Here is a 14839-nt window from a genome sequence, read left to right on the forward strand (position 1 = left end):
GTCGCATTCCGTTCCGGCGGCAGCGGATCGATCACTCTTTGACCGTTGATGCCCTGTAGATCTCGTCGATTGCCTCGGCGAGGGTCGCGTCGAACGTCGCGTCGTCCATGGAGACTCGCAGGTCGTCCAGGAGGGCTCGCGAGAAGCTGGCGATCATGCCGTGGTTGCGGGCGAGACGCGTGCATGCATCGGTTCGCTCGTAGCCACCCGACAGCGCGACCACGCGCGCGACCCGGGGATGGGCGGCGAGACCCGCATAGAGATCGGGGGTCTCGGGAATGGTGACTTTCAGCATGACGTCGACGCCGTCTGTGAGCTCGTCCAGGTTACGCGTCAGTTCTGCAACGAGAGCTGCTTCGGCCCCGGCCTTCTGCGGGCTTGCGACGAGCACCTCCGGTTCGATGATAGGCATCAGTCCATGCCCGACGATCGTTCGCGCGAGCTCGAACTGCTGCTTCACGATCGCGGAGATCCCGGAAGGTGAGGCCAAATTCACGACGGACCGCATCTTCGTCCCGAACACTCCGAGCTCGGCTGCACGGGCGAGCAGGTCCTCTAGGCCGGTGATCGGTTTCATCAGGCGAACGCCGTCGGACTCGGCGAGCAGGCCCTTGTCCACCTTGAGGACCGGTACGATTCCGCGGGTACGCCATAGATAGGTCGGAACAGGTTGTCCGAGGACGGTCTCCTCCATCGTCCGCTCGAACAGGATCGCGGCGAGGATCCTGGTTCGGCTGAACGCCGGAGCGGTGATCACCCGGGCGCGCATGTCATGCATCAACGCGAACATGCCGTCGTCGTCATGATAGGCGGTCTGGGGGATGCCGTAGGCCGCCAACGCGCCCGGGGTCGAGCCGCCGCTCTGGTCGAGCGCCGCGATGAAACCCTCGGCCGAACGCATGCGAGCGTCCATCTCTGCTATCATCGTCATTCTACATTCTCCTGGCGGACCTGGTCCGTGGATCCCATCCGATGAATTTTGCCGGCCGAGCCAGCCTCTCTTCATGGACCCGCCGGCCCATGATTCACAGGGCCACCGACGCCTTTAGGCCGAGAACGACGACGTCCTTCGCCTGCGTGAAACCGCCTGGGTTCACGACATACTGCAGGTTGGGTCGAAGCGTCAGCCACCGTATCGTGTGGATGCAGTAAGCGAACTCGGCGGCGTACTCGGCGTCTGGCCGGGCCTGTCCCTTTGCCAAGCCGAGCAGGGCGTTCGCGTTCACGTTCGTGCGGGCGACCGCGAACGTGACGTCGTCATGCGGTCGGAAGGGAATGAGCCCGGCATAGGTCAGTCCCGCGGCCACCTGGTTGTCGGTGACCGTGGTGTGCCGGTCGGTCTGGGTTATGTTCAGATACGCGATCAATCCGTTCCTGACCTTCGGGCCGGCCTTTCCCTCTTCGACGCTGCCTGACAGCTGCTGCTGGAGTTGAAGGTAGAAGCCATAGCGACCGGTGCGGCGAAGCGGCGCCAGTCCGGTCACTGCTTGCGGGTTGCCATTGATGTCGAGACCTACATCGTTCGCTTCAGCCGTGTTGTACCAGCCCCCGAACCGGTAGCTTCCCGGCAGCCGTGATGCGCCGAGGCGCGGAGTGAAGCCGATTTCAGCGGGGATCAGGACGCCGGTTGCACCATGGAAGCGCCCGAAGGTGAATGCGTTTTCGAGGTTGCGCGGATTGACCTCGTAGGCCCCGACCATGGCGTAGAAGCGATCGTTCCTGAGCCTTCCGCGGACCCCCCATTGGCTGATCGGCCAGTTATACCAATAGTCGCCCGCGAGATTGCCCGGGGGTGAGCCGCAGAAGCTCAGGTTCTGGAGTTGGCAGGAGAAGGCGGCGAAGTCCTCGCCCTGGGTTAGTCTCCCGATCTTGATGTCGGCGCGTCCCTCGGCGAAGGTCTGTTGATACCATAGCTGGGTCAGGCGCCAGGTCTGTCCGCGGCCATAGACCTCCTGGACCTGCTGCAGCACTCCCAGGCCGGCATCGGCTCCTAGGTCGTGCCCCCGCCGGAAGGTGATCGTTCCTTGGAATGTCCCTCCCGTGAGACCTATGAGCTTCGCTGTGTCGATGGTGGCCGCGAACGAGAACTGCCCGGTCTCGACGACTCGCTCGCGCATTCCGCCACTGGCGTTCCAGGCGGTCTCAGAGACGTAGCCCGCCGCCAGATCCAGACCGTCGTCGCGCAGTCTCGTTCGCAGCCCCCCCCATTCCCCGGTTAACGTATCCGGGGCGTCCGTGCCTTGCTGGAACGTCACCGGATCTGCTTCGCTACGCTTTGCGGGCTCGCTCTGGCCGCATGCCGGTGTAACCGACATAGCCACGGATGCGACCCCAGCGACGATGGTCGTCGCGCGAAGCGCCGGCGGCCATCCTGTCGAGCGCATCGCGATCCGACGCCGCCATGATGCGCTTCTTGACCTGGGGGTCGATCGATCTTGTCGCACATCCACGTCCCCGCTTCAGGTTGAGCGCCCTTGTCCGGCCTTTTCAACAGACCGCGTGCGACGGTCCGGGACAATTATACGAGGGTGTCGGCGGGAGTTCGTTCATCGCGGGCGTCTTCGGCGCGGGGTGCTGCCCGTTCCCATCCCGGTCAGACCAGGATGGGATGACGTTCTATACGAGCGAGATTCGCTCCATCCTCGATATTGCACTCGAAGGAGATGGTCGCGGCTAGCCGTAGCGCGGCCTTGACCGCTTCGATGGTTATGGCGGACCCGTCTGGCATCACGGCGGCACCGCAGACGCAGGCCGCAACGGTGGCGCCATCGATCGTCCGATGGATGCTCTCGAACACCCGGCCGGGTTCGGTGAAGACTACGTAGCACTCCCTCATGTCCGGGCTCCGACCGACTTCTCCCAGTCGATCGATGCGAACGCCTTCTTCACCGCGGTCCAATCGACCATCTCGAACGTGACGCGATCGAGTTCGCGCTTGAGCGTCTTCAACCGCGCACCGACGCCGTATTTGTCGCCGGTCGAGATGCCGGCATGGCCCATAATCTGCTCGACTATGTACTTCTCGATCGGAACGTCGCGCGCCAGGTCCTTGAAGTTGTGCCGAAGGGAGTGGAACGCGATCCGGGGATCGTGGGACACGACCTTGTCGATGAGGCGGTTCGCTACGCGCGACGCCGCCTGGCAGAGCTTGTCGAACCGGTTTGGACGAAGATCGGGAAACAGCCTGGTCTGACCTGCCGTCCTTAATGTCGCGACGTATTCCTCGAATCCGAGAGCGATCACCAGATCGTGTATCGGAATCAGGCGTCGCGACGTCTCGTTCTTGACTACCGCGTCGGCACCGAGGTCCAGATAGAGCACTCCCCCGTCGCGTTTCACGTTCGCGAGTTCGGTCTGCCCGATCTCCTCGATGCGCGAACCGTTGGTCAAGCCCAGCAGGAACAGCCAGGCGAGGGTCAGATCCCCGACCGATTCCCGTCGTTCCGACCATTTCTCGGGTCGCAGGAAGAGGTCGCTCGAGAACAGCGTGGCTAGCTCGTCGTCCAGGAAGGGGCGGCGGCCGCCGGTGTTCTTGGTGTAGCCCTCGATCCTTATGCCGCTGCCAGAATTCATCTCGATCCAGCGCTGGTTGAACGCGTGGGTCAGCAGCGCCTGGAGGTGCCCGACGCGGCGCTTCACCGAGGCGGGAGCCACCATCGGACCCGGCAGACCGCGGCATGCGGCAACCCGTGCCGAGAAGGTTAGGGCCCGATGGGCTAGCGGCATGGCCTTGGGCAGCGAAGCCACCGCATCCCGGAAGTTGTAGAGATGATCGCCGCTTATCTGGGCCACGGGTATGTCGCCGGCGAAGTCGATGAAGTCCTCCACGGTAGTTCCGGTCTCATGCGCGCCCTGCTGCCCGGGTGCCGGCGTCTTGTTCTTCCATTCGGTCAGCAGCTCTCCGAGCAGCATGTCGGGACGGAGTCTGGTCCCTGTCGATCGGAAGGGCGTTGATGCCAGGACGCGCAGGTCGGCCTGTTCGCGTTCGATCGCGCTGGTCACGGCCTGCGTCAGCGCCCAGTCGTTCTCAGGCCCTCGCGCGATGTCGTCGAAGCCTCCCTCCTAGCGGAACGACCCGTGGACCCAGAGGATCATATGCTCCGCCATGAACAGGATGTCCTTGCGGGGGCGCGTTCGGAAGACGCGCATCCACGCATCCCCGGGGAGGTTGTTGGGATCCATCGCCGCGAGGCCGGCCGGCGAGGAATCCAGGAAGACCGAGACGCGACCGGCTGCCAGCTTGGCGGCCGCTGCCTCCTCGGCCCAGTATACGTTCGACAGGGCGGGGAAGCGGTCCAGCCGGCTCCCCCGGTGGAGCGCGGATGCGCGCGCGACGGCGGCATCGGCCTGCGCAGCGGTCAGCCGCGTGCCGAGCGTGCGTTCTTCGATCGCCGCCCGGGCCGCCTCGAAGCGGACCTCCAGTTCGGCGTTGGCCGCGGCGAACGCCCGGCGGGCCACTCCGGCGTCCTTCGTTTCGAGGGATCTCTTCCAGAGCTGACGGCCGCCGAACTCCTCGCGGAGTGGCTTCGGGATCTGTCGTCGGAGGTAGTACGTTCCAGTTTCAGGATGCCGCCAGGGCTCCGCCATCGCCACCATTGTTCGTCCCGCTGTACCCGCTCGCTGTACCAGGCGGAGGTGGAAACCAACGTAAACACTGGATTTCTGCGGATTGGAGCGAAACTGGTGACCCCTACGGGAGGGGAGAGACCTACCGGAAACCCGCTGAAATCTGCGGTTTTCGATAAAGCGGTTACTCCTCCGCTGTACCTGTCCGCTGACCAGCCGCTGTACCTGCCGCCCGCCACCGGCCGATCCGGTGACGCGATTTAAGGATAGCGGTGCTGGGGCCTGGCGTCGAGAAATATGAATGTTGGCCGGAGCCTACTTCGGAATGTGATTGCGCGATTGTTTTGATCAGGGTGGCTTCGCATGAGGTTAGATTGGTGATGGGGTGGACGCCCCCCGACGGCATCAATGTGCCAAAGTGGAGGTGTTGATCACCACTTGAGGGAGGCGTCCGTGTCGGAAGTTACCACAATCGGGTTGGATATCGCCAAGAACGTTTTCCATGCGCACGGCGCCGATAGCACCGGGCGAACGGTTTTCAGCCGCAAGCTGAGCCGAGGAAAGCTTCTAAATTTCTTCGTATCGCAGCCGCGGTGCATTGTGGCGCTGGAAGCGTGCGGAGGTGCGCACCACTGGGCGCGCGAGCTTCAGGCGATGGGGTACGAGGTCCGGGAAGAGCAGCAGGCGGCGGCCCTGGTGTTCCGCACGCGGGATCTGTTGGTGAAGCAGCGCACCCAACTCGGCAATGCGATCCGCGGGCATCTCGCCGAATATGGTTGGGTGGCGCCTAAGGGGCCGAGTCACCTGGCAATGCTGGCGGACCTGCTCGACGACAGCGACATGTCGGCAACGTTGCCCGAGGCGGCACGGCCGATGTTTGCGATGATGGTCGATATGCTGGCCGAACTTGGCAAGCGGGTTGCCGCGCTGGACAAGGAGATCGCCCGCCGTGCACGCGAAGACGAGGTGGCGCGCCGGCTGATGACGATCCCTGGCATCGGTCCGATCACGGCGACGGCGATCGCAGCGATCGCGCCTCCGGCCGAGACCTTCGCGAAGGGACGTGACTTCGCTGCCTGGCTGGGGCTCGTGCCCAAACAGGCATCGACCGGCGGCAAGCAGAAGCTGGGCGCTATCTCCCGCATGGGCGAGCGAACGCTCAGGCGGCTGCTGATCATCGGCAGCAGTGCCGTCGTGTTGCAGGCGAGCAGGCGCGGTGCGCCCAAGGKCTCGTGGCTTGAGGGCATGCTCGCGCGAAAGCCGCGGATGCTGGTGACGGTCGCGCTCGCCAACAAAACCGCGCGCATCGTCTGGGCGGTGTTGGTCAAGCAAGAGGATTACAGAGCTCCGGTCGCGGGCTCGGCGTAAGCCGAGGCGGACCAGAGGCGTCGGAGGGCGCAGTCGGTCGAAGGAGGGTATGGCAAAACAGTCGGCGAGACGGGGCCGGAAGAACCAGGGCTTTCCACCGTGCCACGAGCACGCTGTTGGTGATATGGTTCCGGTCCGCGAACTCCCATACGGGCCAGCAGCTTAGCGCTGCACTACAGGCCGGACAGATGGCAGCATCCGACTACTTGTCAGAGCCTCCAAATACCGCTTGCGTTCGAAGGGGCGTTCTCTAATCGCCTTCCATTCGTCAAATCCTTTTTCGGTTCTTTGCCGCCCGGGGTCACGGTTCTCTTCGCGGTCGATAAAGTCGCCGCATCATCTGGTCCGAAGTCGAGGTGCTGCAAGGTCCACAACGGGCTTTGCCGACGGATTGGCAAGCTCAAGGCCCTCTTGCGCAGTCACCTTCATCCTCGCCCCATTGGGCAAGCATTCCGTCCGGTTGGCGGCCGAACAGGAATTTCGAGAAAAGCGCTCCTTCAGGCGGTGGCTGCCCCATCCGCCCAGCGATAGGGCTCACCTGAACGCCATATACTGTGCAGGATTACAGCGAGCTTGCGTGCCAGCGCTACGCGCGCCTTCCCACGACCTGCACGCTTCGCGATCGCCTCAGCCCAGTCCTTTAGATCGCAAGCGCGCCTAAGCCTGGTGAGAATGACGCTGGCCGCCTCGTATAACAGCGTTCTGATCAGGGCATCACCGCAGCGCGATATCTTGCCGCTCCGGTCCATCTGACCAGATTGGTATTGCCTCGGCGTAAGGCCGCAATGGGCACCGACGGCTCTCGACTGTCTGAATCGATCAGGGTCTTCGACCGTGCTGACATAGGCGAGCCCGGTAAGCGCTCCGATGCCAGGCACCGACATCAACAATTTGCAGGTTGGGCTCGCCTTCACGATGTCGCGGACAGCTTTGTCGAACGCCGCTATCTGGATCCTTAGCTGTCTCCATGCGCCGAGCATGGGCTGGATTACCGGTGCAACGTCTGGTCGCCCTTCGAGCAGCGCTTCAACTCGACGGTCGAACGGGAGGCCTCGCATTGCGCCGGGTAGAAGGCCGAACGTTTTGAGCACGCCGCGTATGTGGTTTGAAAGCCGCGTCGTCATCCCGACGAGCTGAGCCCGTGCGCCCAGAAGTGCTCGAGCCCGGTGTGTCTCGAATGACTTTACATGGACCGCGCGAAACCACCCTGTGCGCATAATCTGGGCCAAGCCCTCCGCATCATTAGCATCAGTCTTGTTGAGCTGCATTTTCAGGGCCGCTCGAGCATGGCGGGCATCGAGGCATACAACGTCCAGTTCGCGAGCCCGTAACTCGTGCACTAGCCACGTCGTCATTGGACCCGTCTCGATCCCAATCCGGGCATTTTCGTCGGCGTGCTGACGAATGACCACATCAATCTGATCTGGCGTCGAAAGGCATTGCCCGCGCCAAATGCGCGCGCCGCTCCCGTCGATAACGCAAACAGCCGTTGTCTTCTGCGAAATATCCAGTCCCACAAACCGCATCATGATAGCCTCCGATGGTCAGAGCACATCGGGCTCGTCGCCCGAATCGCTACGCTATCACCTAAGCCTGCGCGCGATTACCGGATGTCCACAGATGGATTGTGCGAGGGCCTTACATACGCCGGCTGGTCGGCTGTTTCGATGGGCTCGGGCGTACGCTCGTCCAGTGCATCCGCATCGAAGGCGTGGAAATCATCGCATTCGGAATCCATTCGGCGCTCTACGAAGGCGTCGAGTGCGCGTCACATCGTGAAACAAAGCGGAACCAGCCATGGCGCTCCTATAGTTGCCCATATGATATGATTATTGCGTTGATCGCGTGACATCGTAATCTACCATGCAGAGCGACAGCGAAGCCTGATCGGCCCCGCGGCTGCATGGGAGAGATTGGGTGAGCAAGGCAGACCTCGGGCGCGGCTTAGCGCTAGTTCTCATGGCGCTCGCGGCACCGGCCGGCGCGGCGCCCGACGTGCCGCTACAGCCTTTCGCGGTCGATCATGAGCGTCGCGTCGATTCTGCCGCAGACGCGCGCTTTTTGCTCGACGGACCCGCGGGAAGCCACGGCTTCATTCGCGTAAAAGACGGGCACTTCTATCGGGGCGACGGCAAGCGCTTCCGCTGCTGGGGCGTGAACATGACCGGTTGGGCGAACGGCTCGGCCGAACTTCCTGACCACAAGGCGGCGGAAGGCTATGCAGCAGCGCTCGCGCGGCTCGGCGTCAATTGCGTGCGGCTGCATTTTCTCGACCGGCCCGATACGGAGTTCCCGATCCGGAACGAAGGGGCGAGCGTGTCGCCGGCGGCAGGACCCTTCACCCACCCGCCGCGCGGGCTGATCCGCGGCGACTTGCCCGACAGCCAGCACTTCAACCCGGAACAGCTCGACCGGCTCGATTACTGGATCGCTGCACTGAAAAAGAACGGCATCTATACCAATTTTAACCTCAACGTCGGGCGCGTCTTCACGCCTGGAGACGGCGTGCCCGACGCCGCCCTGATCGCGCCGTTCAAAGCTTTCACCTATTTCGGGCCCGAGCTAATTGCGCTGCAAAAGGATTATGCCAAACAGCTGCTGGATCACAAGAACGCCTATACCGGCCTGCGCTACGCCGACGATCCCGCCATCGCCCTGGTCGAGGTGGTCAACGAGAATTCGCTGCTTGAATTCTGGGCGCGCAACTGGTTGCGCGGTGAGCGCAAGGAGGGCGCGCCCAACTATCAGCTCGACCTGACGCCACACTACCACGCGCTGCTGGTCGACATGTACAATCAGTGGCTCGCCAGGAACCGCAAGCCGGCCGAGATAGCCGCGTTGCACAGGCTGGCGGGCGTGGCGGACGGCCAGCCGATCGGCTTCATGCGCCGCGGCGACCATCCCGACGCGCCGCGGCTGCGGCTCGATGCCGAGATCGCCTTCATCACTCAGGTGGAGATCAACTTCCATGCCGACTTCAAGCGTTTCCTTAAAGATGAGGTCGGGGTGAAGGTGCCGATCGTGCCGATGGCTGACCACACCTTCTTCATGGCGAACCAGCCGCTGATGCGGACGCTGGTCAAGTCGGACGTGGTCGATGCCCACGTCTATTGGGAGCACCCGGCGATCTACGGCCATCGCAACGATCCGATGGTCAATTTCCCCGAGCGCGCGACGATCCTGAAACTCGCGCGCAGCGCCTATGCCAGCAAGCCGTTCACCGTCAGCGAGGTCAACGAGCCGTTCCCGAGCGATTACGGTGCAGAGATGATTCCGATCCTCGCGTCCTACGCCGCGTTGCAGGACTGGGACGGGATCTTCTTCTACACGTTCGAGACCAAGGTCGCCGGACAGTGGACGCCGATGATCACCGATCACTTCGACATCACGCTCGATCCGGCCAAAATGGCGCAGATGCCGGTCGGCGCGATGATGTTCCTGCGCGGCGACGTCGCGGCGGCGAAGACGATGCTGACGCGCTCCTATTCGACCGACCAGATCAGCGAGGCGGCGCGGCTGCCGCGCGGCGAAATGCCGTATTACACGCGGGGCTTCGACGTGCGCATCCCGCTCGTCCATAGCTCGCGCGTGTCCTGTCTCGATTGCAAACCGAGCTTGCCGGCGCCGCTCGGGGTGATGAACCCGATCACGTCGGACACCGGCGAGCTCAACTGGCGCACCGATGACGGCAAGGACGGGCTGGTCAGCGTCGATACACCGCGCAGCCAGGCGCTGGTCGGCTTCATCAGTGCGAATGCCAAGGTCGAAACGGGCAACCTGTCCGCCGAGATCAGCAACCGGTTCGCGGTGATTACGCTGTCATCGCTCGACGGCAAGCCGATCAGCCTGTCGAACCGCATCCTGCTGACCACGACGGGGCGGGTCGAGAATACCGGCCAGAAATGGGACGAACGCGGCGCCAATCTCGCCGTGTGGGGGACGGCGCCGACGCTGATCGAACCCATCACCGGCTATGTCACGCTCAAGGCTCTGGAAGGCGCTATCGGGGTGTTTGCGCAGCCGCTCGACGGCGCGGCGCGCCCGATCGGCAAAGAGATTGCGGCCAAGATGATCGAGCCCGGCTGGGAGCTGCCGATCGGCACGCCCGCAACGACGCAATATCTGGTACGGGTCGAGCGCTGACGGCTGCGTCTCTCCTCCCCGAAGGCAGGTGAGTGCGAAAAAAAGGGAGCCGTCGGACGACGGCTCCCTCAAGGTCACCCAGGGGAGGGATCCACTACATTTTCACGCGCACGCCTGCGTAAAAGCGGCGACCGATCGGATCATAGATCGACGAAGCGTTGAAACCTCCGACGCCGCCGTACAGGCCGGGATAGGCGACATCGAACAGGTTTTTGGCGCCAAGATAGAATTCGAAGCCCTTCACGCCGGTGAAGCGCAATTGCGCATCGGTGTAGATCGTCGACTTGATCGTGAAGAGGCTGCGATCGGGCAGCGACCCGTCCGCAAGCACATAGGTGGTCTGGAAGTTCTCGTAATCGAGCATCTGCGGCCCAAGATAATCGGCATTGATCGTCAACCCGACCACCTTGTTGCCCCAGTCGAGGCTCACATTGGCCTTGTCGGTCGGTGTGCCGAGCTCGCCCTTCGTATTGTCATAGGCATCGCCCGTCAGCGGAACCACGCCGTTCTTGAGCAGATGCGTCCAGCTCGCGCTGATCGAGGCGGTCCCGCCGGCGAGCCCGTGACGATAGTTCAGAGTGAAATCGAGTCCGCGCGTGAAGGCGCCACCGCTGTTTACCAAGCCGCGTACGATCTGCTCGACCGAGCCGATGCTGTACGCTCCCGAAGGCTGCGAGCGCCGCGTGACGAACTGGCAGAAATCGGCCAGACCCTGAACATAGCATTTGTTGAGCACGGTGGTCGTCGCAAGCCGGCTGATCGCGCCTTCCAGCTTGATGTCGAAATAGTCCGCGGTGAGCGTGAGGTTACGCAGCGCATTGATCGAGCGCGGGTTGATCACCACCCCGGCGGTGAAGGTCTTGCCGGTTTCCTGCTTGATGTTGGGGTTGGCCGAGGTGACGCCGCCTACGCCGTTCAGATCGGACGTGACGAGCGAGAACGATCCGTTGGCGTTGATGTTCGCCAGGATCGCCGGGTTTGCGCGGCAATTTACCGAGGTCGACCCGGTCGATGTCAGCGTGACACCCTGGCACGGATCGACGATTGTGACGATGCCCGCGGCCGATGCGGCGAACAATTCGCCGATATTGGGTGCGCGCACCGCGTGCGCATAGACCGCGCGGAAGCGAACGTCAGGGACTGGGGCCCATTCGCCGCCCACGTTCCATGCCGAGAAGCGGCCGACCGTCGAATAATCGGACAGGCGATACGCGCCGCGAAGCGTCAGGCTTTCGACCAGCGGCAGGTTGTGGAGCACGGGCACCACGACCTCGCCGTAAGCTTCCTTGACGTCGAAGCGGCCCGCGGTGTTGAGCAACTGGACATAGCCGTTCTTCGCTTGGTTGGTCAGCGGATCGAAAATGTCGCGGCTCGACTCGGTGCGGTATTCACCGCCGACCGAAACCTGCAGCGGGCCGGCCGGCAGGTTAAACAGCGTGCCCGACAGATTGACCGAGCCGACCTGCATCTCCTGCTTCGAATCGCGCACCGAATTGGTGATCACATAGTTGATCGCTGCCTGCGATATCTTGCTCGAGCCGTCGGCGTTCAGGCCATAGATGTTGAGCGGGACGCAACCCGCGGCGCGTGCCGCGGCATCGACGCAGATCGCCTCGGTGGTGTTGCCGTTCTTGTTGACGTCGAACACGTCGGTGACGACCTGCAGCGCGTTGGCAACGTTGTAGAGGTTCGCCAAGCCCTGCTGTTCCTGATGTTGCTTGGTGTAGCTGTACTGGTAATACCCATCGAGCTTCCAGCTATGTCCCAAATCCAAGCTGCCGCCGAGCGCGATACGGAAGTTGTCGCGTTCGGTCGGGGTTTTGCGGGTGCCCGGCGGGAAGGCTGTGGTGCGCACCAGGAAGCTGAGGTCCTTCGAATTGATAAGGTCGTTGGCCGACCGGTTGGTCGCGGCCGCCAGCACCGCGGCGGGCACCAGCGGATTGTTGAGGATGACGGTCGCGCCGCTAGTCGGATTCTGTACGGCGAACTGGATTGGATAGAAGCCGCCGGTGCCCGAGAAGGCGCCGAGTGCGCTGTCGGTGCGCAGCGGCGAGGCCTCGCGTTCGCCGTTGGTGCGGACGTTCGAATAGGTCGTCTCAAGGAACACGTTGAGCTTGTCGGTCACGTCGAAATTGGCGCGCTCGGCGACGGTGATGCGCTTGGTCGGCGATGCGATCTGGCCGTACAAACCGGGGTTGAAGCCGTCCCGGACGGAATTGAAAGCGCGGAACGTCCCGTCCGGATTGATGATCTGGTTCGAATTCGCGCCGATCACGAAGATGCCGCCCGGCCCGACGCTCGATAGCGAGTTGGTCGGGAGGAACAGGTCTTTCGCTGCCTGGAGGTTCAGGTCTGACGCTCCGGCCTTGCGCTCGGTAGAGCCAAGGCTGGTGACTTGGGTCGCGCTGAACGCGCGGGCGGCCGAATACACCGCGCTGGCCTGGTTATAGCCGACGTAGCCCATGAAATTGCCGCGGCCCCCGGCGAAGTCCGAACCGAAGGTCATGTTGGCATCGGTCTCGGCGTCGTCGCCCTTGCCCGAAATGCCTTCCTGAACATTGGCCTGGAAGCCCTTGAAATGCTTCTTGTAGATGAAGTTGACGACACCCGCGATCGCGTCCGAGCCATAGACGGCCGAAGCGCCGCCGGTCAGCACGTCGACGCGCTCGACGAAGGACGGCGGGATCATCGAGACGTCGACCTGTGCGGTGCCGGGAACGCCCGCCACGGTGCGGCGGCCGTCGATCAGCACGAGCGTGCGATCGGGGCCGAGGTTGCGCAGGTTGAGCGTGGCGAGACCGGGGTCGGTATCGTTACCGCCAGTGTTGCGGCTGCGCCCGGGCGCTCCGATCGCCGGATTGTTCTGCAGGATGTCCTGCACGTTGGTGGTGCCCTGGCGCTGGATATCCTCGGCGGTGATGACCTGCAGCGGGCTCGGCGACTTCAGCGTCGGGCTGGCGATGCGGCTGCCGGTGACGACGATGTCCTGCGACGTAGCGTCGGCGGGCGACGGCTCGCTCGCGGGTATCGAGGCGGCAGGCTGCGACGGCGGCAGGGATTCGATCGGCTGGCTCTGCGCGAACGCCGGCATCGCGGCGAAGACGGTGAACGCACTCGCGCCGGTAAGGAGCAGGCGCTTGAGCGCGTGCTGCGCGGATGGAGGGGTAGTGTCGGATATGGTCATTGATCTTCTCCCTGTTACGTTTCTGGTTCGAGACACCGCTGCTTGCTTAGGGCGGCGGGGTCCGGGGGATCGTGGCGTCCCCCTTGGGTCTTTATTCGGGTGCCGAGGGCACCGGTTCGGGGCGTAGGGCGCGCGTGATGGCGCTCTGCCAGTGATGGTGGATCGCCTTGCGGCGGGCGGCGGAAAGGCTCGGATGAAAACTGTCGGCGGGGGCCGGCGCGGTGTCGGTACGCGTCAGGCCGAGCGCTTCGGCGGCTAGCCGTGCGGCGCCGAGTGCGCTCGCCTCGGCAACGCGCGGACGGACGATGCGGCGGTCGAGCAGATCGGCGAGCAGTTGCGCGAGCAGATCGTTGCGCGCGGCGCCGCCGTCGACCGACATTTCGCCAAAGGGCCGGCCGAGATCAGCCTCGATCGCAACGAGGACATCGCCGATCTGCAACGCGATCGCCTCGAACGTGGCGCGCGCGACGTGGGCGGGGCGGGTGGCGAGGGTGAGGCCCGAGATCGTGCCGCGCGCGTCGCTGCACCAATGTGGTGCGCCGAGGCCGGCGAGCGCGGGTACGAACACGACGCCGGCGCTGTCGTCGACGGTGGCGGCGAGATCGGTCAGCGCGGTCTCGTCGGTAAGTCCGAGCAGTTCGGTGGCGAAGGCGGCGGCCTGGCCCGAGACCATGATATTACCTTCGATCGCATGCTGCGCGATGTCGCCGCGGCTCCAGCCGATAGTGCTCGACAGGCCGTGGGTGGAATGGATGCGGCGGTCGGTCGCGGCCATCACCGAGCTGCCGGTGCCCATCGTCGCCTTAACCTGCGCACCGCTAGCGGCGATGTGCTCGAACAGCGCGGCGTGGCTATCGCCGAGCACGGCGTGGATCGGGGTGGCGTCGGGCAAGGCGGTCAGGCCGGGCGCGACGCTGCCGAAGTGGCTGTCGGACGGCTGAATTTTAGGGAGGATGGCGAGCGGCACGTCGAACAGGCGCGCGAGTTCGGCGTCCCAGGAAAGCGTGTCGAGGTTGAAGAGCTGTGTGCGCGCGGCATTGCCTGGCTCGGTCGCATGGATCGCGCCAGCGGTGAGCTGCCACACCAACCAGCTATCGATCGTTCCGGCGCGCAGTGTGCCGGCCGCTGCGCGGTCGCGCGCGCCGGGTACCGAGTTGAGCAGCCAGGCGAGCTTGCCGGCCGAAAACATCGGGTCGAGCGCGAGGCCGCTGCGCGCGAAAATGTCGTCGGCATGGCCGGCTTCGCGCAGTGCGGCGCAGCGCTCGGCCGAGCGTCCGCATTGCCAGATCACCGCCGGGCCGAGCGGGAGCCCGGTGTCGGCATCCCATAGCACGACTGTCTCGCGCTGGTTCGCAATCGCAACCGCGGCGACGCTGACGTCGGGGGCGGCTGCGACCACTTCGTCGATCAGGCCGACGATCGTGTCCCGGATATCGAGCGCGGATTGTTCGGCCCAGCCGGGTTTCGGGTGATCGACGCGCATCGAACGCGCGCGCGACGCCAGGACGGTGCCATCCGGAGCAACGAGCAGAGCCTTGCTGTTGCTGGTCCCCTGATCGAGGGCGAGGATGGCCATGC

The 14839-nt window shown here is 64.0% G+C and carries 10 protein-coding genes; 2 read left to right on the forward strand and 8 right to left on the reverse strand.

What is annotated here, in order from left to right:
* Positions 1-31: 31 nt before the first annotated feature.
* From EAH76_RS15430 to EAH76_RS15450, 5 genes are all read right to left on the reverse strand, one after another.
* Complete coding sequence (locus tag EAH76_RS15430; protein ID WP_206667886.1) at positions 32-931, reverse strand: fructose bisphosphate aldolase; 900 nt, start codon at positions 929-931, stop codon at positions 32-34.
* A gap of 94 nt (positions 932-1025) precedes the next feature.
* On the reverse strand, positions 1026-2255 hold the full coding sequence (locus EAH76_RS15435) for a carbohydrate porin (protein WP_161989060.1): 1230 nt from the start codon (positions 2253-2255) through the stop codon (positions 1026-1028).
* 338 nt (positions 2256-2593) lie between these two features.
* A complete protein-coding gene (locus EAH76_RS15440) occupies positions 2594-2797 on the reverse strand; it encodes a hypothetical protein (protein ID WP_140851172.1) in 204 nt (67 codons plus the stop codon).
* 35 nt (positions 2798-2832) lie between these two features.
* Positions 2833-4002: a site-specific integrase gene (locus tag EAH76_RS15445; protein ID WP_140851173.1), complete on the reverse strand. Its 1170-nt coding sequence runs from the start codon at positions 4000-4002 to the stop codon at positions 2833-2835.
* Positions 4003-4062: 60 nt separating this feature from the next.
* A complete protein-coding gene (locus tag EAH76_RS15450) occupies positions 4063-4596 on the reverse strand; it encodes a DUF6538 domain-containing protein (protein WP_140851174.1) in 534 nt (177 codons plus the stop codon).
* Between the two features lie 423 nt (positions 4597-5019).
* On the opposite strand from EAH76_RS15450, the gene EAH76_RS15455 reads away from it, so the two are divergent.
* The gene (locus EAH76_RS15455) at positions 5020-5934 is read left to right on the forward strand and encodes an IS110 family transposase (RefSeq protein WP_140851175.1); all 915 of its coding nucleotides are present in this window, start codon (positions 5020-5022) and stop codon (positions 5932-5934) included.
* A 497-nt stretch (positions 5935-6431) separates the two neighbouring features.
* On the opposite strand, the gene EAH76_RS15460 is transcribed toward EAH76_RS15455, so the two are convergent.
* Complete coding sequence (locus EAH76_RS15460; protein ID WP_140851176.1) at positions 6432-7463, reverse strand: IS110 family transposase; 1032 nt, start codon at positions 7461-7463, stop codon at positions 6432-6434.
* Positions 7464-7851: 388 nt separating this feature from the next.
* Between EAH76_RS15460 and EAH76_RS15465 the strand changes: the two genes are divergently transcribed.
* Positions 7852-10077 (forward strand): hypothetical protein, encoded by a 2226-nt coding sequence (locus tag EAH76_RS15465; protein ID WP_140851177.1) that lies wholly within the window; start codon positions 7852-7854, stop codon positions 10075-10077.
* Positions 10078-10171: 94 nt separating this feature from the next.
* On the opposite strand, the gene EAH76_RS15470 is transcribed toward EAH76_RS15465, so the two are convergent.
* The gene (locus EAH76_RS15470) at positions 10172-13261 is read right to left on the reverse strand and encodes a TonB-dependent receptor domain-containing protein (RefSeq protein WP_140851178.1); all 3090 of its coding nucleotides are present in this window, start codon (positions 13259-13261) and stop codon (positions 10172-10174) included.
* 91 nt (positions 13262-13352) lie between these two features.
* Positions 13353-14837: an FGGY family carbohydrate kinase gene (locus tag EAH76_RS15475; RefSeq protein WP_241659718.1), complete on the reverse strand. Its 1485-nt coding sequence runs from the start codon at positions 14835-14837 to the stop codon at positions 13353-13355.
* Positions 14838-14839: the final 2 nt, after the last annotated feature.

It is taken from the genome of Sphingomonas glacialis, from assembly GCF_006439055.1.
GTDB lineage: Bacteria > Pseudomonadota > Alphaproteobacteria > Sphingomonadales > Sphingomonadaceae > Sphingomonas > Sphingomonas glacialis_A.